Annotated in this window: 25 protein-coding genes; 12 read left to right on the top strand and 13 right to left on the bottom strand. The window is 76.1% G+C overall.

Annotated elements, in window-relative coordinates; translation table 11 throughout:
* Positions 1-81: 81 nt before the first annotated feature.
* From WA616_RS14170 to WA616_RS14190, 5 genes are all read right to left on the bottom strand, one after another.
* Positions 82-798 carry a mycothiol-dependent nitroreductase Rv2466c family protein gene (locus tag WA616_RS14170; protein WP_073420946.1) on the bottom strand — a complete coding sequence of 239 codons (717 nt, stop codon included), beginning with the start codon at positions 796-798 and terminating at the stop codon, positions 82-84.
* A gap of 128 nt (positions 799-926) precedes the next feature.
* A complete protein-coding gene (locus tag WA616_RS14175; protein ID WP_336030749.1) occupies positions 927-1,421 on the bottom strand; it encodes a glutathione peroxidase in 495 nt (164 codons plus the stop codon).
* A 75-nt stretch (positions 1,422-1,496) separates the two neighbouring features.
* On the bottom strand, positions 1,497-1,898 hold the full coding sequence (locus tag WA616_RS14180) for a DUF2237 family protein (RefSeq protein ID WP_336030751.1): 402 nt from the start codon (positions 1,896-1,898) through the stop codon (positions 1,497-1,499).
* Between the two features lie 88 nt (positions 1,899-1,986).
* Positions 1,987-3,375: a hypothetical protein gene (locus WA616_RS14185; protein ID WP_336030752.1), complete on the bottom strand. Its 1,389-nt coding sequence runs from the start codon at positions 3,373-3,375 to the stop codon at positions 1,987-1,989.
* A 92-nt stretch (positions 3,376-3,467) separates the two neighbouring features.
* Positions 3,468-4,409, bottom strand: coding sequence for a hypothetical protein (locus tag WA616_RS14190; protein WP_336030753.1), 942 nt, complete (start codon positions 4,407-4,409; stop codon positions 3,468-3,470).
* A 172-nt stretch (positions 4,410-4,581) separates the two neighbouring features.
* Between WA616_RS14190 and WA616_RS14195 the strand changes: the two genes are divergently transcribed.
* Positions 4,582-6,561, top strand: a complete 1,980-nt coding sequence (locus WA616_RS14195; protein ID WP_336030755.1) for an acetoacetate--CoA ligase — start codon at positions 4,582-4,584, stop codon at positions 6,559-6,561.
* Between the two features lie 28 nt (positions 6,562-6,589).
* Here WA616_RS14195 and WA616_RS14200 read toward each other — a convergent pair whose 3' ends face one another.
* From WA616_RS14200 to WA616_RS14210, 3 genes are read right to left on the bottom strand one after another with little or no spacing between them, the layout of a single operon-like run.
* On the bottom strand, positions 6,590-7,255 hold the full coding sequence (locus WA616_RS14200; protein ID WP_336030756.1) for an NUDIX domain-containing protein: 666 nt from the start codon (positions 7,253-7,255) through the stop codon (positions 6,590-6,592).
* Positions 7,252-7,626 (bottom strand): DUF4406 domain-containing protein, encoded by a 375-nt coding sequence (locus WA616_RS14205; RefSeq protein WP_336030758.1) that lies wholly within the window; start codon positions 7,624-7,626, stop codon positions 7,252-7,254. Before WA616_RS14205 ends, WA616_RS14200 begins: the two co-directional genes overlap by 4 nt.
* Positions 7,623-8,423: a DeoR/GlpR family DNA-binding transcription regulator gene (locus WA616_RS14210; RefSeq protein ID WP_336030760.1), complete on the bottom strand. Its 801-nt coding sequence runs from the start codon at positions 8,421-8,423 to the stop codon at positions 7,623-7,625. Before WA616_RS14210 ends, WA616_RS14205 begins: the two co-directional genes overlap by 4 nt.
* Before the next feature lie 177 nt (positions 8,424-8,600).
* On the opposite strand from WA616_RS14210, the gene WA616_RS14215 reads away from it, so the two are divergent.
* From WA616_RS14215 to WA616_RS14230, 4 genes are all read left to right on the top strand, one after another.
* A complete protein-coding gene (locus tag WA616_RS14215) occupies positions 8,601-9,857 on the top strand; it encodes an acyl-CoA dehydrogenase family protein (RefSeq protein ID WP_336030761.1) in 1,257 nt (418 codons plus the stop codon).
* Positions 9,858-10,007: 150 nt separating this feature from the next.
* Positions 10,008-10,763: a GNAT family N-acetyltransferase gene (locus WA616_RS14220; protein WP_336030763.1), complete on the top strand. Its 756-nt coding sequence runs from the start codon at positions 10,008-10,010 to the stop codon at positions 10,761-10,763.
* Positions 10,760-11,587: a lysophospholipid acyltransferase family protein gene (locus tag WA616_RS14225; RefSeq protein WP_336030765.1), complete on the top strand. Its 828-nt coding sequence runs from the start codon at positions 10,760-10,762 to the stop codon at positions 11,585-11,587. The genes WA616_RS14220 and WA616_RS14225 overlap by 4 nt, the downstream gene beginning before the upstream one ends.
* Positions 11,588-11,664: 77 nt before the next feature.
* Positions 11,665-12,939, top strand: a complete 1,275-nt coding sequence (locus WA616_RS14230; RefSeq protein ID WP_336030766.1) for an MFS transporter — start codon at positions 11,665-11,667, stop codon at positions 12,937-12,939.
* Here the strand turns inward: WA616_RS14230 and WA616_RS14235 are convergent.
* Positions 12,929-14,635: a glycoside hydrolase family 13 protein gene (locus tag WA616_RS14235; RefSeq protein WP_336030767.1), complete on the bottom strand. Its 1,707-nt coding sequence runs from the start codon at positions 14,633-14,635 to the stop codon at positions 12,929-12,931. The two genes, WA616_RS14230 and WA616_RS14235, sit on opposite strands and share 11 nt — an antisense overlap.
* A 57-nt stretch (positions 14,636-14,692) precedes the next feature.
* Between WA616_RS14235 and WA616_RS14240 the strand changes: the two genes are divergently transcribed.
* From WA616_RS14240 to WA616_RS14255, 4 genes are all read left to right on the top strand, one after another.
* A complete protein-coding gene (locus WA616_RS14240) occupies positions 14,693-15,271 on the top strand; it encodes an SDR family oxidoreductase (RefSeq protein ID WP_336030769.1) in 579 nt (192 codons plus the stop codon).
* A gap of 75 nt (positions 15,272-15,346) precedes the next feature.
* Positions 15,347-15,724 (top strand): FKBP-type peptidyl-prolyl cis-trans isomerase, encoded by a 378-nt coding sequence (locus WA616_RS14245; protein WP_073420960.1) that lies wholly within the window; start codon positions 15,347-15,349, stop codon positions 15,722-15,724.
* Positions 15,725-15,872: 148 nt separating this feature from the next.
* Positions 15,873-16,886 carry a cation diffusion facilitator family transporter gene (locus WA616_RS14250; RefSeq protein WP_336030772.1) on the top strand — a complete coding sequence of 338 codons (1,014 nt, stop codon included), beginning with the start codon at positions 15,873-15,875 and terminating at the stop codon, positions 16,884-16,886.
* Between the two features lie 29 nt (positions 16,887-16,915).
* On the top strand, positions 16,916-17,608 hold the full coding sequence (locus WA616_RS14255) for a DsbA family oxidoreductase (protein WP_336030773.1): 693 nt from the start codon (positions 16,916-16,918) through the stop codon (positions 17,606-17,608).
* Between the two features lie 57 nt (positions 17,609-17,665).
* On the opposite strand, the gene WA616_RS14260 is transcribed toward WA616_RS14255, so the two are convergent.
* The gene (locus tag WA616_RS14260) at positions 17,666-17,908 is read right to left on the bottom strand and encodes an acyl carrier protein (RefSeq protein WP_336030776.1); all 243 of its coding nucleotides are present in this window, start codon (positions 17,906-17,908) and stop codon (positions 17,666-17,668) included.
* A gap of 75 nt (positions 17,909-17,983) precedes the next feature.
* Positions 17,984-18,223: a hypothetical protein gene (locus tag WA616_RS14265; RefSeq protein WP_073420964.1), complete on the bottom strand. Its 240-nt coding sequence runs from the start codon at positions 18,221-18,223 to the stop codon at positions 17,984-17,986.
* Between the two features lie 74 nt (positions 18,224-18,297).
* On the opposite strand from WA616_RS14265, the gene WA616_RS14270 reads away from it, so the two are divergent.
* Positions 18,298-18,639: an ArsR/SmtB family transcription factor gene (locus WA616_RS14270; RefSeq protein WP_073420965.1), complete on the top strand. Its 342-nt coding sequence runs from the start codon at positions 18,298-18,300 to the stop codon at positions 18,637-18,639.
* Positions 18,636-19,172, top strand: coding sequence for an SRPBCC domain-containing protein (locus WA616_RS14275; RefSeq protein WP_336030777.1), 537 nt, complete (start codon positions 18,636-18,638; stop codon positions 19,170-19,172). Before WA616_RS14270 ends, WA616_RS14275 begins: the two co-directional genes overlap by 4 nt.
* Here WA616_RS14275 and WA616_RS14280 read toward each other — a convergent pair.
* Complete coding sequence (locus tag WA616_RS14280) at positions 19,169-19,582, bottom strand: hypothetical protein (protein ID WP_336030779.1); 414 nt, start codon at positions 19,580-19,582, stop codon at positions 19,169-19,171. The two genes, WA616_RS14275 and WA616_RS14280, sit on opposite strands and share 4 nt — an antisense overlap.
* 41 nt (positions 19,583-19,623) lie before the next feature.
* Entirely contained in the window at positions 19,624-20,793 is a 1,170-nt protein-coding gene (locus WA616_RS14285) for an NADH:flavin oxidoreductase/NADH oxidase (RefSeq protein WP_336030781.1), read from the bottom strand.
* Positions 20,794-21,012: 219 nt separating this feature from the next.
* Here WA616_RS14285 and WA616_RS14290 point away from each other — a divergent pair, with 219 nt between their 5' ends.
* Positions 21,013-22,827 carry a phosphoenolpyruvate carboxykinase (GTP) gene (locus WA616_RS14290; RefSeq protein WP_336030784.1) on the top strand — a complete coding sequence of 605 codons (1,815 nt, stop codon included), beginning with the start codon at positions 21,013-21,015 and terminating at the stop codon, positions 22,825-22,827.
* The last annotated feature ends 160 nt before the right edge of the window (positions 22,828-22,987 follow it).

Raw genomic sequence — 22,987 nt, forward strand, 5'->3', positions numbered from 1 at the left:
CGAGGGCAGGTGAGGCTCACCTTAGTCGCCGCAGGTCGGCCGGGACACCTCGCTCACCGGTGATGGCCTACCCGCGGAGGCTCACCGGTGGAGGCGGCGGCTGCCGGCCTGCCACTCCTCCTGGACGCCGACCTCGCCGGGCGCCACGCCGGCCGAGACCAGCTGCGGGCGCTCGCGCAGGCTGCGCTTGAGCTCGGCGAACCCGGCGAAGCGCGCGAGGCCGACTACGTGGTCCCACAGCTCGACGGCGCGGTCCTCGGGAGGCACCCGGCTGATCACCGGCCCGAAGAAGGCGACGCCCTCCGGCGGCTCGAAGTGCAGGATCGGCGTCCCGACGTCGCGGCCGGTCAGCGCCAGCGCCTCGTCGGTCTCGGCCTGCACGACGGCGTCCCAGCGGTCGTCGTCGAGGGCGTCGGCGAGACCGGCCGGCAGCCCGGTCCGCTCGAGCACCGGCTCGAGGTAGCCGCGGGTGCCGCGCTCGCCGGCGGTGCCGGGGCGGTCGGGCTCGGTGTCGTGGATCCGCCGGCCGAGGTGCTCGTACAGCGTGGCGACCGCCGCCCGGCCGTGCTCCTCCCGCGTGCGGGCGGCCACGCGCAGCAGCCGCAGCCCGGCGGTGTGGCCGGCCTCGTACTCGGGCGGGAACTGCGCGTCGTAGTCGACGTGCGCGTTGAGCAGCCGCAGCGAGATGAATCGCCAGTCCACCTCGTACGTGCGCTGCGCGGCGACCGTCCGCACCCACCGGCTGGTCAGCCAGGCGAACGGGCAGACGGGGTCGAAGTAGAAGTGCAGGTCGGCCACGGCTCCATGCTCACCCCGCGTGCCCGGACCCGCGCGTCGCCGGTGTTCCTCGTGCGTTGCCGGTCCTGCAGCGCCGTCGAGGCGCGAGGAACACCCGCGGTCCCGCATCTCTCCAGGAGGGAGCGGCGTCAGCCGGGGAGGAGCGCCTCGATCGCCGTCCGGACCTCGGGGGCGCCGGGCTCGGTCGCCGGCCGGAACCGGGCCACCACCGCGCCGTCGGCGTCGACCAGGAACTTCTCGAAGTTCCACTGCACCGGACCGGACTCGCCGGCGCCGTCGGGCGTCGCCGTCAGCCGCTGGTACACCGGGTGCGCGCCCTCGCCGTTGACGTCGACCTTCTCCGTCATCGGGAAGGTGACGTCGTAGGTGGCCGAGCAGAAGGTGGCGATCTCCTCGGCGGTGCCGGGCTCCTGGCCCGCGAACTGGTTGCACGGCACCCCCACCACGGTGAACCCGCGCGGCCCGTACTCACGCTGCAGCGCCTCGAGCTGCGTGTACTGCGGCGTGAGCCCGCAGCGGCTGGCCACGTTGACCACCAGCGCCGGACGCCGGCCGGTCAGGGCGCCGAGCGTCGTGTCCTCGCCGCGCAGGGTGGCCACGGGCAGGTCGAGCAGGTCGGTCACGGGAGCTCCTCGCGTCGGGCCGGGATGCCGGCACACAGCGCGCCCGCCCGCCGGGTTGTTCCGGTCACCCCGGCTTCACTCCAGGCTGCTGACGTCGTCGGGCACGTCGACGGCGTGCTGTCGCAGCGCCGTCAGCGGCACGACCTCCAGCGCCCGCTCGTTCGTGGCCGCCAGGACGACGCCGGCCGCGACGCCCCGCTGGTACGCCTGCAGCCACCGGGCGGCGACGACGCACCAGCGGTCGCCGGGCCGCAGGCCGGGGAACCCGTACTCCGGTCGCGGGGTGCCGAGGTCGTTGCCCAGCTCCCGCTGCATCGCCAGGAACTCCGCCGAGACCACCACGCACACGGTGTGGCTGCCGAGGTCCTCGGGCCCGCTGCGGCAGGCCCCGTCGCGGAAGAAGCCGGTCAGCGGCTCGGTGCCGCAGGGCTCGAGCTCGCCATCCAGCACGTTGCGCTCGGTCGCCGGCTCGCCCATGCCGGGATCGTGGCAGAGCGGCACCGCCCGCGCGCGGGCCCGGCCGACGATCCGGCCGGGCCCGCGGTGGTGCGGTCGGGCGGTGCGGTCAGGCGGTGCCGGTGCGGCGGCGGGCCGTGAGCGTCAGCCCGGCGCCCGCCAGCAGGACCAGCAGGCCGGCGCCGAGGACGCCGGTGACGTCACTGCCGGTGTAGGCCAGCCGCCCGCCGTGGGACGAGCCGGAGCCCGCCCCGCTCCCGGCGAGGACGCCGCCGCCGTTGCCCGCCGCCGTCCACGAGCCCGCGCCGGTCACCGGGGTCACCAGGCCGAGGTGCGCCGCGGGGTGCTGCACGGCGGGGTGCGCGGTGCCCGGCTGCTGGGGGCCGGGGTGCTGCGGTCCGGGCTGCTGCGGCGTGCCGGGGCCCTGCGGGCCGGTCGGGTCGGTCGGGCCGGCCGGCGGGGTGCAGTCGCCGGTGCCGTCGCCGAGCAGGCCGAGGCCCACGCCGCACACGGTCACCGGGACGTCGACGTCGACGCCGCCGTCCCCCGTGCCCGGGGTGCCGGTGCCGGGCGTGCCCGTACCGGGGGTGCCGCCGCCGGGCAGGGTGCACTCGCCACCCGCGTCGCCGAGCAGGCCGATGCCGGTGCCGCACACCAGGACCGGGACGTCGACGTCGAGCAGGCCGCCGTCGGTGCCGCCCGTGCCCGGGCCGGTCGTCCCGGCGGGGGTGCAGCCGCCGGCGGCGTCGCCGAGGAGGCCGACCCCGTTGCCGCAGACGGTGACCGGGACGTCGACGTCGAGCAGGCCGCCGTCCGTGCCACCGCTGCCCGGGCCGGTCGTCCCGGCGGGGGTGCAGCCGCCGGCCGCGTCGCCGAGGAGGCCGACCCCGTTGCCGCAGACGGTCACCGGGACGTCGACGTCCAGCAGGTCGTCGAGCGGGCCGGCCGCCCCGGGGGCGGGAGTGCCGGTGCCGGCGACCGGGGTGCAGCCGCCGACCGCGTCGCCGAGCACGCCGACGCCGTTGCCGCAGACGGTCACCGGCACGGTCACCGCGCCCTCCGGCGCGGCGGGGGCGGTGCCGGAGGCCTCCGCGTCGCCGAGAACGCCGGTGCCGTTGCCGGCGACGGTGACCGGCACCGCGACGTCCGCCGGGCTGTCGGCCGACTGCGAGGTGCCCGGCGCCGGTGCGGCCGGCGGCTGGGAGACCCCGGCGTCGCCGACCGCGGCGTCGTTGCCGCCGACGGTGACCGGCACCGAGACGGCGACCGGGCCGAGGTCGAGGGTGAGGTCCGCGGAGACGGCGGGCAGCTCGAGGCCGCCTCCCGCGGGGGCGTCGCCGAGGACGCCGACGGCGTTGTCGGTGACGGTGACCGGGACGACGACGTCGAGGTCCCCGTTCCCGGGCTGGTCGGATGCGGCGGCGACACCGGTGCCGACGGCGAGCAGGCCGCCGGTCAGCAGTGTCACGCGCAGGGCGCGGGTGGCCCATCGGGACATGGCAGTTCTCCTGACTGGGTGCTGGGACCCCGGTCCCGGGCGGGACGGCGGGGGTCGTGGGCTCGGCCGGCGGACAGCCGGCGGCGCGGCACTCAGTCGGGAGAGGTGGCGGGGTCGACCGGGTCGGCGGCCGCGGCGGCGCGGGCGCCGTCGGAGACCGCCCCGGCCGCGGCGAGCAGCGCGGCGGGGACGGCCCCGGTCAGGTCGGCGGAGAGCGGGTCGCGGTCGGCACCGGCGCCCGAGGCGGCGGTCCCGGCCGGTGCCGGGACGGCCGGGACGCCGGGGACGGCGGGGGCCTGCGGCGCGGCGGGCAGCGGCTGCGCCGGCACGAACGCGGCGGCAGCGGGAGACGCGGCGCCCGGGGCGGTGGTCGCGCCGGCCGCGCCCGACCGGCCCGGGTGCGGGTGCACGGCACCCGGGCCCGCCGGGAGGGGAGCCCCGGCGGCGACGGCGGCGTCGGCGACGGCACCGGGGACGGGAGAGGGCAGCCCGGCGGCCGGGACCGGCGCCGGGGGAGCGGGGACGACGAGGTCGGGGGCCACGACGCCGGGGACCAGGACGTCGGTCACCGGGACCAGGACGTCGGTCACCGGGACGAGGACGTCGGTCACCGGGGCCAGGACGTCGGTCGCGGGCGCCAGCGCACCGGTGACGGGCCGCAGCGCCCCGGTCACCGGCGCCAGGGCCTCCGTCACGGGCGCCAGGGCCTCCGTCACCGGGGCGAGCGCCTGCGACACGGGCGCGACGACCTCCCGGAGCGGCGCGGTCACCGGAGCGGCCGTGCCGGCGACCGCCTGCACGACCGGTGTCACGGGGGCCAGCACCGGCGTCAGCGGCTCGGTCACCTCCCCGAGCGCGGCGCCCACCGGAGCGGTGACCGCCCCGAGCGGGGAGCCGGGTGGCGGCTCCTCGGCGGAGGCGCCGGTCGAGCCGACCAGCCACACCCCGGTGCCGAGCCCGGCGACCAGGAGGGCGCGGCCACCCCAGCGGCGCAGGCGGGCGCGACGGCCCGTCCGGGCGGACAGCTCGGTCATCGCACCTCCCCCAGCGCACGGCAGTGACGTTGTGCACATGGATTGCAGCGGAACGTGATCACTACACGGCAGTCCCCCGATCGGCTGGGATCCGCTGACGGAACGTGACCGTCCGGTCCGGCGTGGGCGGCCCGGTCACCCGATGGGGAGGCAGCGGTGGCAGGCTCCCGACGTGACCGTCGACACTCCCGGCGCCCCCGTCCTCTGGCAGCCCCACCAGGAGACGAAGGAGGCCACCCGGCTCGCCGCGTTCGCCCGCGAGGTCGCCCAGCGGCGGGGCCTGGACCTCGACCCGACCGACTACGACGCGATCTGGCGCTGGTCGGTCGAGCACCTCGACCAGTTCTGGGCCGACGTCGCCGTCTGGTCGGGCGTGCTCGACCGCGTGCCCGACGACCGGGTGCTCACCCGGCGCGAGATGCCCGGCGCCGAGTGGTTCCCGGGGACGACGGTCAACTACGCCGAGCAGGCGCTGCGGCACGGCACCGAGGAGCACCCGGCGCTGGTCGCGGTGGCGGAGGACGCCGAGCCGGTCGAGGTGTCCTGGGCGGAGCTGCGCGGGCAGGTCGGCGCGTTCGCCGCCACCCTGCGCCGGCTCGGCGTGCGGCGCGGCGACCGCGTGGCCGGCTACCTGCCCAACGTGCCCGAGGCCGTCGTCGCGTTCCTCGGGGCCGCCTCGATCGGCGCGGTGTGGTCCTCGTGCGCGCCGGACTTCGGCACCCGCGCCGTCCTCGACCGGTTCGCCCAGATCGAGCCGACGGTGCTGGTCGCCGTCGACGGCTACCGGTTCAACGGGCGGCCGCACGACCGGCGGGACGTGGTCGCCGAGCTGCGCGCCGCGCTGCCGACCGTGCGCGCGACGGTCGCCGTCCCCCGGCTGTTCCCGGACGAGGTGCCCGACGGCGCGCTGTCCTGGGCCGACGCCGTAGCCGGCCCCCGCGAGCCGGAGTTCGAGGCGCTCCCGTTCGACCACCCGCTGTGGATCGTCTACTCGTCGGGCACCACCGGCCTGCCCAAGGGGATCGTGCACGGCCACGGCGGCGTCGTCCTCGAGCAGCACAAGCAGCTCGGCCTGCACGGCGACGTCGGCCCCGGCGACCGCTTCTACTGGTACGCCTCCACCGCCTGGATCATGTGGAATATCGCCACCTCGGCGCTGCTGCGCGGCGCCACCGTGGTCGTCCACGACGGCGCGCCCGCGTACCCCTCGGTCGACGCGCAGTTCGCCCTCGCCGCGCGCACCGGCATCACCTACCTCGGCACCAGCGCCGGCTACCTGATCGCCTGCGAGAAGGCGGGGATCCGGCCGGGGGAGACCCACGACCTGTCGGCGCTGCGCGTCATCGGGTCCACCGGCTCGCCGCTGCCGGCCTCGGCCTACTCCTGGGTGTACGACGCCGTCCGCGACGACGTCTTCCTCAGCTCGGCGTCCGGCGGCACCGACGTCGCCACCGGCTTCATCGGCAGCTCGCTGCTGCTCCCGGTCACCGCCGGCGAGCTGCAGCGGCCGATGCTCGGCGTCGCCGCCGCGGCGTGGGGCGAGGACGGCCGCCCGGTCGTCGGCGAGCTCGGCGAGCTGGTGATCACCGAGCCGATGCCGTCGATGCCGCTGTACTTCTGGAACGACCCCGAGGGCACCCGCTACCGCGAGGCCTACTTCGAGCCGTGGCCGGGCGTCTGGCGGCACGGGGACTGGATGGAGGTCACCGACCGCGGCACCTGCGTGATCACCGGCCGGTCGGACTCCACGCTCAACCGCGGCGGCGTGCGGATGGGCACCGCCGACATCTACGCCGCCGTGGAGAGCTTCCCCGAGGTCGCCGACTGCGTCGTCCTCGGCGTCGAGCAGCGCGACGGCGGCTACTGGATGCCGCTGTTCGTCCAGCTCGCCCCCGGCGCCGAGCTGACCGACGACCTGCGCGAGCGCATCCGCGCCGCCATCCGCAGCTCGGCGAGCCCGCGGCACGTGCCCGACGAGATCCTCGTGGCGCCCGGCGTGCCGCACACCCGCACGGGCAAGCGGCTGGAGGTGCCGCTCAAGCGGCTGTTCCAGGGCGTGCCGCCGGAGAAGGCGGTCAACCCGGGGGCCGTGGACGACGCGTCACTCGTCGAGCACTACGTGGCGCTGGCCCGGGAGCGCGGCGCGCGCTGAGCGCTCCCGGGCCGCGCCGCCGCCGGGGTCAGGGGCGGCGGAACGGGCCGCGCAGGACGACCCACTGCAGCAGCATGATCGTCTTCGCGTCGGCGATCCGGCCGTCGTCGACCATGGCCAGCGCCTCGTCGACGTCGAGCTCGAGCACCTCGATGTCCTCGCCCTCCTCGGCCACCCCGCCGCCGGCGCTCACCCGGTCGGCCGGGGTGTAGGGGGCGGCGAAGCAGACGACGCGCTCGGTCACCGAGCCCGGGCTGGTGAAGACGTCGAAGACCCGCGTCACCTCGCCGACGACGACGCCGAGCTCCTCGGCCGCCTCGCGCCGCACCGCGGTCTCGGCGTCCTGCTCGTCGAGCAGCCCGGCGGCGGCCTCGACGAGCATCCCGTCGGGCGAGCCGTTCACGTAGGCGGGGAAGCGGAACTGCCGGGTGAGCAGCACGGTCCGCCGCGCGACGTCGTAGGGGAGGAGCGCGGCGCCGTTGCCGCGGTCGTAGGTCTCGCGCTGCTCGGTGGTCCACCGGCCGTCGCGGCGGCGCTGGTCGAAGGTGGTCCGGCGCAGCACGTGCCACGCCGCGGCCAGCAGCTCGACGTCGCGGACGACGACGTCGGGGTTGCCGGTGAGGTCCCGGCCCACCCGGTCGAGGCCGGTGCGGCCGCGGGAGTCGGGCAGGTCGACGCCGAGGACGCCGGTCACGCCGCCACCGCCGGGACCTCGGCGACGCTCGTGTAGACCGCCGCGCCCCTCGCCCGGGCCAGCGCCACCATCTCGTCGGAGCCGGCCGAGGCGCCGGGCAGCCGCAGGACGGCGTCGCAGCGGGCCACCAGGCGCCGGCCCATCGGGTGGAAGACCTCGTCGAAGGCGGCGTCGCCGACGCGGGTCGAGCCGGCCAGCTCCGCGAGGGGGAGGGCCAGGTCCTCCCCGTTGACGGCGAGGTGCCCGGCGCGGAACAGCTCCAGGCAGGCCAGCTGGATGGCGCGGTGGTTGGCCGCGATCCGCTCCGGGTCGTCGCCGGTGCCCCCGCGGTAGGGGCCGGCCACCAGGATCATCAGGGGTTGCTGGGTCATACGAGGTCGACCTCCACGCCGGCGTCGTCGAGCGCGGCCAGGGTGTCCTGGGCCGCGGGGGTGAGCTGGGGGTCGCGGGCGCTGGCGTCGGTGACCAGCCGCCCGACGGCGGACAGCGGCGCGACCGAGGCGAAGGCGCGCACGCCGAGCTTGGAGGCGTCGGCGACGACGAGCGTGTCCCGCGCCTGCTCGAGGCCGGCCTGCTTGACGGCGGCGTCCTCGAGGGTGAACTCCGACCAGCCGGCCCGGGCGTCGACCGCCCCGATCGACATGACGAACAGGTCGAAGGTGAGCTGCCGCAGCACCGCGGCGGTGAGCGGCCCGGCCAGACTGCGCTCGCCCGGCCGTGCCTCGCCGCCGACGACGAGCAGCCGGATCCCCGGCCGGTCGGCCAGCGCGTCGGCCACCGGCAGGCTGACGACGGCGGCGGTGAACGGGCCCTCGCCCGCGGCGGCCCGGTCGGCCAGCGCGCGGGCCACGTGCACCGTCGTCGTCCCGGCGTCGAGCAGGACGGTGGCCCCGGCCGGCACCTGGGCGGCGGCCGCCTTGCCGATGCGGTCCTTGATGCCGGCCTGCCAGCCGGCGCGGGCGGTGAAGCCGGCGGCGCTCTCGGGTTCGGCGACGGCGACCGCGCCCCCGCGGACCCGTTCCACCAGGCCACGGGACTGCAGCGCGTCGAGGTCGCGGCGCACGGTCATCTCGGAGACGCCGAGCCGGGCGGCGAGGTCGGCGAGGGACACCCGGCCGGCGTTGCGCACCAGCCGCAGCGTCACGTCGAGTCGGTCGGGGATGGCCACGGCGCAGTTTCTACCAGGCTGATGTGAGATCTGTGAAGTAGTTGTGCGATTCGCCGCAGCGGGAGTGCTGTCGGTCACGCTCCCCCGGGCGCACCGTGCAGGTCAGGGGCGCGGCGCGCATGGTGGGCAGACGCCCTGACCGCGATCCCCACCGCGACGGAGAGAGGCCCCACGACGATGACGTCGACCCCGGACCGCCCCGCCGAGCTGCTCGAGCCGGCCCCGCCCGCGCTCCTGCCGCCGTGGCACACCCCCGAGCGCGAGGCGCTGCAGGAGCAGGCGCGCCGCTTCGCCTACGACGAGGTGCTCCCGGTGGCGAACGAGCTCGACCCGCAGAAGGGCCTGCTGCCGGAGTCGCTGCTGGCCCGCATGGCCGAGCTCGGCTGGTTCGGCATCACGGTGCCCGCCGAGCACGGCGGCCTGGGCCTCGGCGTCTTCGAGTACTGCATGGTCTCCGAGGAGCTCGCCCGCGCCTGGATGAGCAGCGCGAGCATCCTCGCCCGCTCGCAGGGCCTCGGGACGGCGGTGGCCGACCCCGCCCGGCGCGGCGAGCTGCTGCGGCGCAGCGCGAAGGGCGAGTGGATCGGCGCGATCGCGCTGTCCGAGCCCGACGCCGGCTCCGACCTCGCCGGCGTCTCCACCCGGGCGGTCCTCGACGGCGACGAGTGGGTGGTCACCGGCCACAAGCGCTGGTGCGGCAACGCAGAGGCCGCCGACTTCATCCAGGTGCTCGTGCGCGAGCGCGACCCGGAGCCGGGGGAGTCCCGGTCGAAGGGCCTGGTCAACCTCCTGCTGGAGAAGGACCGCGGCTCGTTCCCGGCCGGCCTGACCGGCACCCCGATCGACAAGATCGGCTACCACGGCTTCCTCACCTGGGACCTGGTCTTCGACGGCGTCCGGATCCCCCGGGAGAACGTCGTCGACGAGGCCGCCGCCAGCGACGAGCAGGGCGAGGCCGCCGCGCGCGCCGGGTTCGCCGCGGCGCAGGCGTTCCTGAACACGGCGCGGGTGCACACCGCCGCCCGCGCCGTCGGCCTGGCCCGGGCCGCGCTCGAGGACTCCGTGGTCTACCTGCAGGAGCGCGAGCAGTTCGGCCACCCGATCGGCGACTTCCAGGCCCTGCGCTTCGCCGTCGCGGAGATGGCCGCGCAGGTCGAGCAGGCCCGCACCTTCTACCGGCAGGTGGCGCACCTGATCGACCTCGGCGTGCGCTGCGAGCGGGAGGCCTCGATGGTCAAGCTGGAGGCCACCGAGATGGCGGTGCGGGTGACCAACCAGGCCATGCAGCTGCACGGCGGCAACGGCTACACCACCGAGCGGCAGGTGGAGCGGCACTGGCGCGACGCCCGGCTGACCACGATCTTCGAGGGCACCAGCGAGATCCAGAAGCGGATCATCAGCGACCGCATGCTGCCGCGCTCGCCGCTCACGTAGTCCTCCGGCGCGCGGTCGTGCACTGCCCACGCCGGCGGGGCAGAGCACGACCCGGCCCGGGACCCCCGGGCACCGCCGACCGCTGATCGTCACCACCCCGCCGGGTCGCCGTTCCCGCCGCGACACCGGCCTCCCCGACCCTCCGGGGACGTGACCGCCGCAGCGCCCGTCCGCCCCGCCGTCCGCTACCGGACAACCCTCGCCCGCACGACCGCCGACCTCGCCGAGGCCCAGCGGCTCCGGCACGACGTCTTCGCCCTCGAGTGCGGCGCCGTCCTCGACGGCCCGGCCGCCGCCGACGGCCGCGACGAGGACGAGTGGGACGCGCTGTGCGACCACCTCCTCGTCCGCGAGCAGACCTCCGGGCAGGTGGTCGGCACCTATCGGGTGCTGCCGCCGGAGCGGGCCGCCGCGCGCGGCCGCGGCTACTCCGACGGCGAGTTCGACCTCACCCGGCTCGCGCCGCTGCGGCCGGGCCTGGTCGAGGCCGGGCGCAGCTGCGTCCACCCCGACCACCGCTCCGGCGCGGTGATCACCCACCTGTGGGCGGGGCTCGCCCGCTACGTCCTCGACGGGGGCCACACCCACCTGGGCGGCTGTGCCTCGGTGTCGCTGGCCGACGGCGGCGCGACGGCGGCCGGCGTCTGGGACGTCGTCCGCACGCGGCACCTCGCGCCCGCGGCCCTGCGGGTCCTCCCGCACGTCCCCTTCGACGTCGAGGCGCCGCCCCGGCCACTGCGCCCCGTGCTGCCGCCGCTGCTGCGCGCCTACCTGCAGCTCGGCGCGCGGGTGGGCGGCCCCCCGGCGCACGACCCGGCGTTCGGCACCGCCGACCTCTACGTGCTGCTGGACCTGGCCGACGTCGACCCGCGGGTGCTGCGCCGGCTGACGGGCGCCGGCCGGTGAACCCCTGGCTGGCGGTCTCGGACTGCACGCCGGCCTGCGCCGACGCCGACGCCGGTGCCGGTGCCGGTGCCGGCCGGGGCGCGGCCCGGCGGCTGGCCGGGGTGGCCGCGGCGCTGGCGCGCCCCGCCGCGGACGCGCCCGCCCGGGTCCTGGCCGCGCTCGGCGTCGCCCTGGAGGTCTCCGGCGACCTGCCGCGGCCCGGCGGCGGCCCCGCGCCGCTCGTGGTGAGCAACCACGTCTCCTGGCTCGACGACCTCGCGCTCGCCGCGCTGCTGCTCGGCGCGCGCCCGGTCGCGAAGGCCGAGGTGGGCGGCTGGCCGGTGGTCGGCGCGTGGGCGCGGCGCACCGGCGTCGTCCTGCACGACCGTGCCCGGCTGTCCACGCTGCCGGGCACGGTCGCCGAGGTCGCGGCCCTGCTGCGCGCCGGGCGGGCGGTGGCCGTGCACCCCGAGGGCACCACCGCCTGCGGTGCCCGTCTCGGCCGCTTCCGGCCGGCCTTCTTCCAGGCCGCCGTCGACGCCGCCGCGCCGGTGCTGCCGGTCGCGCTGCGCTACCGCACCGCCGCCGGGCCCACCACGCTCGCCGGCTACCTCGGCGACGACCCGCTGTGGCGCAGCCTCCGCCGCGTCGCCGGCGCCGGGGACCTGGTGCTCGAGGTGCACGTGCTGCCGCCGCTGCGGCCGGGCACCGACCGGCGCGCCCTGGCGGCGCTGGCCGAGCACGCCGTGGCCTGCGTCGTCGAGGCGGCCGCGCCGGTGGTGGCCGCCCATCCGCGCCCGGCCCGCCGCACCCCGCCCCGACCGTTCCTGCTCTCCCCGGGATAACCGGCTGACCCTGTCGGCCCCGTCGGCGAGCATGGGTCCGACGGCGCCGACGGTGCGCCACCCCGAGGAGGACCCCGATGGCCGGCCTGCCGCGCGCGCTGGCGCCCCTGCGGCACCGTTCCTACCGGCTGCTGGCGGCCTCGATGGGCCTGTCGCTGCTGGCGCAGGGCCTGTGGACGGTCGCCCTCGTCTGGCAGGTGGTCGCCCTCGGCGGCGGCCCGGCGGCGCTCTCGCTGGCCACCGCGCTGTCCGCCGGCGGGATGCTCGCCAGCACGCTGCTCGGCGGCGCGCTGGCCGACCGGGTGCCGCAGCGCCGGATCCTGCTCGGCGTCGCGCTGCTGCAGACCGCGGCGGTCGGGCTGGTCGCCGTCCTGTCGCTCACCGGATCACTGGCGCTCGGGCCGCTCGCCGCCGTCGCGCTGGCCGGCGGGGTGGCCACGGGGCTGTACTACCCGGCCTACTCGGCGCTGGTCCCCGGCGTCGTGCCGCCGTCGGACCTGCTGGCCGCCAACGGCCTCGAGGGCGTCGTGCGCCCGGCGCTGGCGATGGCGATCGGCCCGGCGGCCGCCGGGCTGCTGGTCGGCGCGTTCTCCCCGGGCGTCGCGCTGCTGGTCACCGCGCTCACCTCCGCCGCCGCGGCCGCCTGCGTGGCGGCGCTGCCCACCCTGCCGGTGCGCCGCGAGGAGCTCGGGTCGGGCCTGCTCGCCGACGTCCGCGAGGGCGTCTCCTACATGGTCCGCACGCCGTGGCTGCTGGCCACGCTGCTGTTCGCCTCGCTCATGGTGCTCGTGCTCATGGGCCCGTTCGAGGTGCTGGTGCCCTTCGCGGTGCGCGACCAGGCCGGCGGCGGCCCGTCCCAGCACGCGCTGGTGCTGGCCGCGTTCGGCATCGGCGGCGCGCTCGGGTCGGCGGTCGTGGCCTCGTTCCGGCTGCCCCGGCGCTACCTCACGGTGATGAACCTGCTGTGGGGCCTGGGCTGCGTGCCGATGGTCGTCTTCGGCTGGACGTCGTCGCTGTGGCTGATGGTGGCCGCGGCCGGCGTCCTCGGGGCGGCCTTCGAGGCGGGCACCGTCATCTGGGGCACGGTGCTGCAGCGCCGCGTGCCGCCGGCGCTGCTCGGGCGGGTGTCGAGCCTCGACTTCTTCGTGTCGCTGGCGTTCATGCCGCTGTCGATGGCGCTGGCCGGGCCGGTCAGCGGCGCCGTCGGGCTCACCGGCACCTTCCTGCTCGCCGGGCTCGTGCCGCCGGTGCTCGCCGTCGTCGCCGTTCTCGCCTGGCGGCTGCCCGCCGACGAGCTGGCCCACCCCCTCGACGTGCCGGCCGAGGAGCCGGCCGAGCCCGTCAGGGCCTGAGCACCCGGGCCTCCCACGGGCGCAGCGTGGCGGGGTCGTCCTCGGGCAGGTTGCCGAGGACGACCTCCGCCGCCGGCGCCTCCGGCAGCAGCTCCGCGAGGTCGTGCGTGCCCCCGCCCAGGTTGCAGACGACGAGCAGCGCGTCGCCGTCCAGCGCCCGGGTGAACGCGTACACCTCGTCGTGGTCGGGGAGCAGCATCGTGAAGTCGCCGAGCGCCACCACCGGGTCGTCGTGGCGCAGGGCGATCAGCCGCCGGTGGTGGGCGAGCACCGAGCCGGGGTCGTCGCGCTGGGCGGCGACGTTCCACGCGGTGTGGTCGGGGTTGACCGGCAGCCACGGCGTGCCGGTGGTGAAGCCCGCGTGCGGCGAGTCGTCCCACTGCACCGGCGTGCGGGCGTTGTCGCGGCTCATCCGGCGCAGCGCGGCCAGCACCTCGCCGGGGTCCTCGCCGTGCGCGACGGCCTGGGCGAAGTGGTTGAGCGACTCGACGTCGCGGAAGTCGTCGACCGAGTCGAACGGGGCGTTGGCCATCCCGATCTCCTCGCCCTGGTAGACGTACGGCGTCCCGCGGTGCAGGTGCAGCAGGGTGGCCAGGCACGTGGCCGAGTCCCGGCGGTACCGGGGCGAGTCGTCCCCGAAGCGCGAGACGGCGCGCGGCTGGTCGTGGTTGTCCCAGTAGAGGGAGTTCCAGCCGACGTCGGCCAGGCCCGCCTGCCACCGGCCGAAGGACGCCTTGAGGTCGCGCATCCGCAGCGGCCGCGGGGCGAACTTCGAGCCCTCGAAGTCCAGTCCGACGTGCTCGAACTGGAACACCATGTCCAGCTCGCCGCGCGCCGGGTCGGTGTAGAGCCGCGCCTCCTCGACCGTGACGCCGGGCGTCTCGCCGACGAGCAGGAGCTGCTCGCGCCGGCCGGTGAACACCTCGCGGTGCATCTCCTGCAGGAACTCGTGGATGCGCGGCCCGTCGACCACCGACGCCGTCGCGTCGCCGTAGGGCAGCCCCGGCAGGGGCGGGCCGTCGGGCAGCGAGCCGTCGGGGCCGACGTCCTTGCTGATCAGGTTGATGACGTCCATGCGGAACCCGTCGACCCCGCGGTCGAGCCACTCCCGCATCATCGCGTAGACGGCCTGCCGGACCTCCGGGTTCTCCCAGTTGAGGTCGGGCTGCTTGCGGTCGAACAGGTGCAGGTAGTACTCGCCGCTGGCCTCGTCGAGCTCCCAGGTCGGGCCCGAGAAGAAGCCGTGCCAGTTGGTCGGCTCGGCACCCGGCTGCCCCGCCGTCATCCCCGCCCGCGGCGGGCGCCACCAGTACCAGTCCCGCTTGGGCGAGTCCGGCGACGAGCGCGACTCGACGAACCACGGGTGCTCGTCGCTGGTGTGGTTGACCACCAGGTCCATGACCAGCCGGATCCCGCGGTCGTGCAGCGCGGCGATGAGCTCCTCGAGCTGCGCGAGGGTGCCGAACAGCGGGTCGACGTCGGTGTAGTCGCTGATGTCGTAGCCGTTGTCGGCCTGCGGCGAGGGGTAGACCGGCGAGAGCCAGACGACGTCGACGCCGAGGTCGGCGAGGTGGTCGATCCGCGACAGGATCCCGCCGAGGTCACCGATCCCGTCGCCGTCGGAGTCGGCGAACGAGCGCGGGTAGACCTGGTAGACGACGGCACGGGTCCACCACGGCGCATCAGCGGGGGTCACCGGTCCAGCCCAGCACTCCGGCGGCGGGCCCGCACCCGGGCGCGCTGGCGTCCCCGCGTGCCGCCCGGAGTGCTGCTGGTGACCGGCGGGAGCCGCGGCATCGGCGCGGCCACCGCCCGGCTCGGCCCGCTGGCCTGCGTGGTCGCCAACGCCGGCGTCGTGGCCCCGCGTGCCCGGGTCGACGAGCTCACCGCCGACCGGGTCCGGCGGGTGCTGGCGGTCAACGTGCTCGGCGCCGTCCTCACCTGCCGGGAGGCGGTGCGCCGGATGTCGACCCACCACGGCGGCGCCGGGGGATCGGTGGTCCTCGTGTCGTCGGCGGCCAGCCGGCTCGGCTCGCCCGGCGAGTACGTCGACCACGCCGCGAGCAAGGGCGCCGTCGACACGCTCGGGGTCGGGCTGGCCCGCGAGGTCGCCGGCGAGGGCGTCCGGGTGAACGTCGTCCGCCCCGGAATCGTCGAGACGGGCATCCACGCCAGCGGCGGGCAGCCCGACCGGGCGGCCAGGCTGGCGCCCACCGTGCCGATGGGGCGGCCCGGCACCCCGGAGGAGGTGGCCGCCGCGGTGCTGTGGCTGCTCGGCGAGGGCTCCGGCTACTGCACCGGCAGCGTGCTCGACGTCGCCGGGGGCCGCTGAGCGACCCGGCCGGACCGCTGTTTGGATGGTCGGGTCCCGCCGGGGTCCGCCCGGCACCCCACGCGAGGAGCAGCGATGTCCCAGCCCACCCGCCCCGAGGTCGAGCCGCCCACCGGGCCGGCCCCCGACGACCTGGTGATCGAGGACATCACCGTCGGCGACGGCCCCGAGGCCACGGCCGGCAGCCTGGTCAGCGCGCACTACGTCGGCGTCACCCACGACGGCGGCGAGCAGTTCGACGCCTCCTGGGACCGCGGCGACCCGCTGGAGTTCCGTCTCGGCGTCGGCATGGTCATCCAGGGCTGGGACGAGGGCATCCAGGGCATGCGCGTCGGCGGCCGCCGTCGGCTGACCATCCCCGCGCACAAGGCCTACGGCGACCGCGGCGCCGGCGGGGTCATCAAGCCCGGCGCCACGCTGGTCTTCGTCGTCGACCTGGTCGGCGTCCGCTAGTCCCCGGTGCGTCGATGATCAGGTGGCCTGATCGTGCGGCGTCCTGGCTCACCGTGGGACGTGAGCCAGGACGCGCTGGGATCAGGCCACCTGATCGTCGCGGGCGCCCGGCGGTTGTACCGGCCAACGACGGGGCACCGCAGGGGCCATGAGCGAGCCGGTCCCCACCCGTGAGCACGCCCTCGCCTCGACGGCGAGCGAGGCCGGGACCGAGGAGGCCGGCGGCGAGTCCACCGGCACCGTCGTCGTCGCCGGGCTGGCCAACCTCGGCATCGCGATCGCCAAGCTCGTCGGCGGCCTGATCAGCCACTCCTCGGCGATGCTGTCCGAGGCCGCGCACTCGGTCGCCGACACGATCACCGAGGTGCTGCTGTTCATCGCGCTCAAGCGCGGCGACAAGGCCCCCGACGCCCGGCACCCGGTCGGCTACGGCCGCGAGACCTACTTCTGGGCGCTGCTGGCATGCCTGGCCACCTTCACCCTCGGCGCCGGCTTCTCCTTCTACCAGGGCGTGGAGACGATCCTCGAGGGCGAGGAGCAGGGCTCCCCGACGGTCGCCTACGTCGTGCTGGCGGTGTCCTTCGTGCTGGAGGGCGCGTCCTGGCTCAAGGCCGTCCGGCAGGTGCGCAGCTCGGCGAGGCGGTGGGGGACCACGCCGCGGCGCTACCTCGCCGAGACCACCGACACCACGGTCAAGGCCGTGACCTTCGAGGACAGCGCGGCGCTGGTCGGCCTGGTGCTCGCCGCGCTCGGCCTGTTCCTCGAGCAGGTCACCGGCGACCCGGTGTGGGACGGCGTCGCCGCGATCCTCATCGGCGTCCTGCTGCTCGTCGTCGCCGGCTCCCTGGCGCGGGCCAACGTCTCGCTGCTCATCGGGCAGTCGGTGCCGGCGTCCATCCAGGACCGGCTGCGCGCGGAGCTCCTCGACCTGCCCCAGGTCGACGACGTGCCGTTCCTCCTCACCTCGGTGATCGGCCCCGGCCAGCTCATCGTCTCCGCCAAGGTCGACTTCGCGGACACCGCGACCGTCGCCGACATCGAGCGCGCCTCCGACGAGGCCGAGCGCCGGCTGGTCGCCAGCCACGCCGGCGTCCGGTTCGTCTTCCTCGACCCCACCCCCGGCGACGGGCGCGCCCGGGCGGAGGCCCACCGGCCGGAATGACGGCGGGCCGCGCGCGGTTGAGCGGTTCCGTGCGCATCGAGGTGTGGTCCGACGTCGTCTGTCCGTGGTGCTACATCGGCAAGCGGCGGCTGGAGTCCGCGCTCGAGCGCTTCCCGCACCGCGACCAGGTCGAGGTGGTGTGGCGGTCCTTCCAGCTCGACCCGAGCGTCCCCGAGGGCGAGACGCACGCGACCCTCCCGGCGCTGGCCGCCAAGTACGGCCGCCCGGTCGAGGACATGCGGGCGATGATGCGGCACGTCGAGGAGACCGCCGCAGGTGAGGGCCTCGAGTACTCCCTCGCCGACGGCGTCAGCGGCAACACCCTGCTCGCCCACGAGCTCCTCCACCTCGCGGCCGACCGCGGGCTGCAGGGCGCGATGAAGGAGCGCCTGCTGCACGCCTACTTCGAGGAGTCCCGCCCGGTCTTCGACGTCGACGCGCTCGTGCCGCTGGCCGTCGAGGTGGGGCTCGACGAGGCCGAGGTCCGCGCGGCGCTCGCCGACTCCCGCTACCGCTCCGCGGTGCTCTCCGACGCCGCCACCGCGCAGGCGCTCGGCGCGACCGGGGTCCCGTTCTTCGTCGTCGACCGGAAGTACGGCGCCGCGGGCGCCCAGCCGGCCGACCTCCTGCTGCAGGTGCTGGAGCGGGCCTGGGCCGACGCCCACCCGCTGGCCACCGTCCCCGCCGCCGAGGGCTGCGAGGGCGACTCCTGCGCCGTCTGACCCGCTGACACGACGGAGGGCTCCACCCGGTCCGGGTGGAGCCCTCCGTGCGTCGCGCTACTGGGTGGCGGGGCCGCCCTGCTCGGTGCCGGAGATCTGGCGGAGCAGGTCGTGGCAGCGCTTGGCCCGCGCCGAGTCCTGCTCCATGACCTCGCGGAAGAACGCGGCGACGTCGTCGAGGCCCGCGTTCTCGGCGTCCCGCACGTACTGGCCGTAGTCGTGGCCCGCCTTCAGCGAGTGGTACTGCACGGAGATCAGGTCGAAGGTGACGTCCTCGAAGCCGGTCTCACCGGTGGCCATGGGTGCCTCCTCGTCGATGGGTCGGACGCAGCGAGGGGTTCCCGGACGGGGCGGGCCGAAACGGACCGGTCCGCCTCAGGACGGCGGCGCCTCGGAGAACGCACCTCCGGTGACGTCACCGCCGCCGGCGTCGTCGGCCAGGGTCTGCCCGGCGGTCGTCTCCGCGTCGTCGGCGTCGAGCTCGTCGGCTCCGGTGGACGCCGGGTCGTCCGCGGTGGAGGCCAGGTCGGCGCCCTGGCCGTAGGCGCCGGGGTCGGCCTGCGTCGTCCGCGGGTCGTTGAGCGGGTCCGGCACGTCGGGGTCGGTGACGGTCATGGCCCCTCCCTGCCCGGCCCTCCGCACCTGCAACCCCTGGCCGGATGCGTAAGCCGTGTGTTACACATCCGCGCATGGAGGCGCTCGAGGCCCTCGCCGACCCCACCCGGCGGCAGCTGCTCGCGCTGCTCCGGGACGGCGAGGTCGCGGCCGGGGAGCTGGCCGGGCGCTTCCCGGTGAGCCGCCCGGCGATCAGCCGGCACCTGCGGGTGCTGCGCGAGGCCGGGCTGGTGCGCAGCCGGGTCGAGGGCCGCCGCCGGCTGTACGCGCTCGACCCGCGCCCGCTGCGCGAGCTCGACGACTGGCTGGAGCCCTACCGCGACCTGTGGGCGCAGCGGTTCGACGCCCTCGACACCGAGATCGCCCGCGGCCGCCGGTCCCGGGCCCACCCCCCGACGGACGGAGACGCCCCGTGACCGACGCGCAGACCACCCCCGCCGACCCGCCCACCGGCCGCCGCGGCGTCGTCACCGACCTGCCCGACGGCCGCCGCCGGCTGGAGTTCCGCCGGTCCTGGCCCGACGGGCCCGACGCCGTGTGGGCCGCGATCACCGAGCCCGACCGGCTGGCCCGCTGGTTCGGCACGTACCAGGGCGAGCGCGCCCCCGGCGCCCGCGGCACCCTGACGATGACCCACGAGGCCGAGCCGGCCGCCGAGGCGGTCGTCATCGCCGAGTGCGACCCGCCGCGCCGGCTGGTGGTCGAGTGGCCGGAGCAGGAGGGCTGGCGGGTCGAGCTGGCCCTCGCCGTGGAGAGCGGGCGCACGACGCTGCACTTCGTGCAGCACTTCGCCGCCGGCGCCGACGTCACCGACGTCGCGCTCGGCTGGCACTGGTACCTCGACAAGCTCGACGCCGTGGCGGGCGGCCGGCCGGCCCCCGGCGAGTGGGACGCCTTCCTCGCCGAGGTCGGCCCGGACTACGGCCGTGCGCCGGAGGGGACGGCCTAGGGCCGGGCCGGGCGGCCCAGCACCGCCATCGCGGCGGCCAGGCCGAGCCCGCCGACGACCACCGCCGTCTCCAGCGGCGCGCTCGCCGGCGCGGCCAGCCGCTCCCGGACCAGGCGCTCCTGCAGGTAGCCGGGGACCATGCCGCCGCTCAGCAGCCGCAGCACCCGGCGCGCCCGCTCGTCGGGCCCGGCCGCCAGGCGGGACACGGCCCACGCCTGCGCCGCGAGCATCCAGACCGGCGCGGCGAGGGCCGTCCCCATCCACAGCGAGTCCCGGCCCACACGGGCCGGGTCGCCGGTCAGGAACGGCAGGTCGAAGTGGTGTCGGCGGCGCACCGCCAGCGCCTGGCCGGCGAGGCCGGCGGCGAGCTGGGCGGCGGAGACGGCGACGAGGGCGCGGCGGGACGGCACGGTCCGGGGACCGTAGTGGCACCGGCGCCGCCGCGGGCCGGTCAGCCGCGCGCCGCCACCTGCACCGGCTCGGGGCCGGTCCAGGCGCCGAGCGAGCCGAGGAAGGCGTTGCGCCGGCCCAGCCGCGGGCCGGCCTGCACCGGGTAGGCGTCGTGGGTGCCGGTGAGGTCGCGGGCGGCGTGCACGGCGAAGTTCGGGTCCTCCTGCGCCTCGCGCGCCACGGCGACGAGGTCGGCCATCCCGCCGGCCACGACCGCCTCGGCCTGCCGGCCGTCGACGATCAGGCCCACCGCCATCGTGGCGATGCCCGCCTGCTCGCGGATGCCCGCGGCGAAGGGCACCTGGTAGCCGTAGCCCAGCGGGTGCTGCCAGCCGCCGAGGCCGCCGCCGGAGACGTCGACGACGTCGACCCCGCGGGCGCGGAGCTCCCGGGCCAGGGCCACGGTGTCGTCGAGGCCGATGCCGTCGGGCGTGCCGTCCACGGCGGAGACGCGCACGAACAGCGGCCTGTCCTCCGGCCACTCCGCCCGCACGGCCTCGACCACCTCGAGGGGGAACCGCATCCGGGCCTCCCGCGAGCCGCCGTAGCCGTCGGTGCGCCGGTTGGACAGCGGCGACAGGAACTGGTGCAGCAGATAGCCGTGGGCGGCGTGTACCTCGACGACGTCGAAGCCCGCGGCCAGCGAGCGGCGGGTGGCGGCCGCGAACGCCTCGCGCACCTCGCCCAGCTCCACGGCGGTGAGCTCGTGCGGCACCGGCCAGCCCGGTCCCGCCGGCACCGCGCTGGCCGAGACCGTCGGCCAGGGGTCCTCACCGGGCCGGGCGTTCTCCGGGGTGACGGCGGCCCCGCCCTCCCACGGGCGCTGGCTGCTGGCCTTGGCGCCGGCGTGCGCGAGCTGGATGCCGGCCACCGCCCCGGACGCCCTCAGGAAGTCCGCGACCCGCGCCAGCCCGGGGACGTGCTCGTCGGACCACATGCCGACGTCGCCGTGGCTGATCCGCCCCTCCGGCGTCACCGCCGTCGCCTCCACCACGACCGTGCCGAAACCGCCCAGGGCGAACCGGCCCAGGTGCACGAGGTGGTAGTCGCCGACAAGGCCGTCGCGGACGGAGTACTGGCACATCGGGGCGACGACGAGGCGGTTCGGGAGGGTCACCCCGCGCAGCGTCAGGGGCGCGAGCAGGGCCGGAGCGGGCGTGAGGCTGGTCACGTGGAGCAGTGAACACCGCGCTCACCTGGCCTGTTCCCCGGGACGGGGGGAAGCGGACCTAGACGTCTAGGACGTAACATCTCTCACCATGACAGGCGGGTCCGCCCGCTCGTACGCTTCCCGGACCCGGCCGGTCGGACCCGTTCCGCCGCCCCCGGGGACACCAGGCACCGGCGCCCGTGTCCACGACACGCGGCGTGCCCAGAGGATGGAGACGCCGTGACCTCCGTGACCACCCCCGGTCTCGACAACGCCCCCACCACGCACGCCCGGCTGCTGGCCTGGGTGCGGGAGATGGCGGAGCTGACCGGCCCGGACCAGGTGGTGTGGGTCGACGGCACCGACGAGGAGTGGGAGCGGCTCACCCAGAAGCTGGTCGACGCCGGGACCTTCACCCGCCTGGCGAAGAAGCCCAACTCGTTCTGGGCCGCCTCCGACCCCAGCGACGTCGCGCGCGTCGAGGACCGCACCTTCATCTGCTCGGTCGACGAGGCCGACGCGGGGCCGACCAACAACTGGATGGCCCCCGACGAGATGAAGTCGGTCATGACGGAGCTGTACCGCGGCTCCATGCGCGGCCGGACGATGTACGTCATCCCGTTCTGCATGGGCCCCGTCGAGGCCGAGAACCCGATGTTCGGCGTCGAGCTCACCGACTCCGAGTACGTCGTCGTCTCGATGCGGGTCATGGCCCGCATCGGCTCGCGCATCCTCGAGGCGATGGGCACCGACCGGCCGTTCGTGCCGGCCATGCACTCCCTCGGCGCGCCGCTGGAGCCGGGCCAGGAGGACGTGCCCTGGCCGTGCAGCCAGACCAAGTACATCGTGCACTTCCCCGAGGAGCGGGCCATCTGGTCCTACGGCTCGGGCTACGGCGGCAACGCCCTGCTCGGCAAGAAGTGCTACTCGCTGCGGATCGCCTCGGCGATGGCCCGCGACGAGGGCTGGCTCGCCGAGCACATGCTGATCCTCAAGCTGACCAGCCCGCAGCAGAAGACCTACTACGTCGCCGGCGCCTTCCCGTCGGCGTGCGGCAAGACCAACCTCGCCATGCTCGAGCCGACCATCCCCGGGTGGAAGGTCGAGACCATCGGCGACGACATCGCCTGGATGCGCTTCGGCGAGGACGGCCGGCTCTACGCCATCAACCCCGAGTTCGGGCTCTTCGGCGTCGCCCCGGGCACCGGCTGGGACACCAACCCCAACGCGATGCGCACGATCGACAACGGCAACTCGGTCTTCACCAATGTCGCGCTCACCGACGACGGCGACGTCTGGTGGGAGGGCATGACCGAGGAGCCGCCGGCGCACCTCACCAGCTGGAAGAAGCAGGACTGGACGCCGGACTCCGACGAGCCGTCCTCGCACCCGAACTCGCGGTTCTGCACGCCGATCGAGCAGTGCCCGATCCTCGCGCCGGAGTACACCGACCCGAAGGGCGTGCCGATCTCGGCGATCCTCTTCGGCGGTCGCCGCAAGACCACGATCCCGCTGGTCACCGAGGCGCGGGACTGGAACCACGGCGTCTTCATGGGCGCCACGCTGTCGTCGGAGACGACGGCCGCGGCCACCGGCGCCGTCGGCGTCGTCCGCCGCGACCCGTTCGCCATGCTGCCGTTCATCGGCTACAACGCCGGCGACTACTTCCGGCACTGGGTGGAGACCGGCAAGGGCGCCGACGCCACCAAGCTGCCGCGGATCTTCTACGTGAACTGGTTCCGCCGGGACGAGGACGGCGGCTTCCTGTGGCCGGGCTTCGGCGAGAACAGCCGGGTGCTCAAGTGGGTCGTCGAGCGCCTCGAGGGCACCGCGGCCGCCGAGGAGACCCCGGTCGGCCACGTCCCGACGCCGGACTCCCTCGACGTCTCGGGCCTCGGCATGACCGAGGAGCAGGTGCGCGGGGCGCTCGCCGTCGACGTGGACGAGTGGCGCCAGGAGGTCCCGCAGATCACCGAGTGGTTCGAGAAGTTCGGCGACAAGCTGCCCAGCACCATGTGGGACGAGCTGGAGATCCTCAAGAGCCGCCTCGCCTGAACCGGCCGCCCGGGACCCCGAGGTCCCGGGCGCCCCTGGACTACGGGCCCCGCCCCCGGACAGCGTCGTCCGGGGCGGGGCCCGTGCCGTTCCGTGGTCGGTGTGGCACGGCATGCATCCGTCCCCCGGCCCGGCGGCCGCGACTCGGTTAGCGTTGACC

Source organism: Geodermatophilus sp. FMUSA9-8 (assembly GCF_037034165.1).
Lineage (GTDB): Bacteria > Actinomycetota > Actinomycetes > Mycobacteriales > Geodermatophilaceae > Geodermatophilus > Geodermatophilus nigrescens.

Coding starts and splice junctions, on each gene's coding strand:
- WA616_RS14180 (WP_336030751.1), bottom strand. CDS start 1,898: ATGGGCGAGCCGGCGACCGAGCGCAACGTGCTGGATGGCGAGCTCGAG.
- WA616_RS14185 (WP_336030752.1), bottom strand. CDS start 3,375: ATGTCCCGATGGGCCACCCGCGCCCTGCGCGTGACACTGCTGACCGGC.
- WA616_RS14190 (WP_336030753.1), bottom strand. CDS start 4,409: ATGACCGAGCTGTCCGCCCGGACGGGCCGTCGCGCCCGCCTGCGCCGC.
- WA616_RS14205 (WP_336030758.1), bottom strand. CDS start 7,626: ATGACCCAGCAACCCCTGATGATCCTGGTGGCCGGCCCCTACCGCGGG.
- WA616_RS14215 (WP_336030761.1), top strand. CDS start 8,601: ATGACGTCGACCCCGGACCGCCCCGCCGAGCTGCTCGAGCCGGCCCCG.
- WA616_RS14230 (WP_336030766.1), top strand. CDS start 11,665: ATGGCCGGCCTGCCGCGCGCGCTGGCGCCCCTGCGGCACCGTTCCTAC.
- WA616_RS14245 (WP_073420960.1), top strand. CDS start 15,347: ATGTCCCAGCCCACCCGCCCCGAGGTCGAGCCGCCCACCGGGCCGGCC.
- WA616_RS14250 (WP_336030772.1), top strand. CDS start 15,873: ATGAGCGAGCCGGTCCCCACCCGTGAGCACGCCCTCGCCTCGACGGCG.
- WA616_RS14260 (WP_336030776.1), bottom strand. CDS start 17,908: ATGGCCACCGGTGAGACCGGCTTCGAGGACGTCACCTTCGACCTGATC.
- WA616_RS14265 (WP_073420964.1), bottom strand. CDS start 18,223: ATGACCGTCACCGACCCCGACGTGCCGGACCCGCTCAACGACCCGCGG.
- WA616_RS14270 (WP_073420965.1), top strand. CDS start 18,298: ATGGAGGCGCTCGAGGCCCTCGCCGACCCCACCCGGCGGCAGCTGCTC.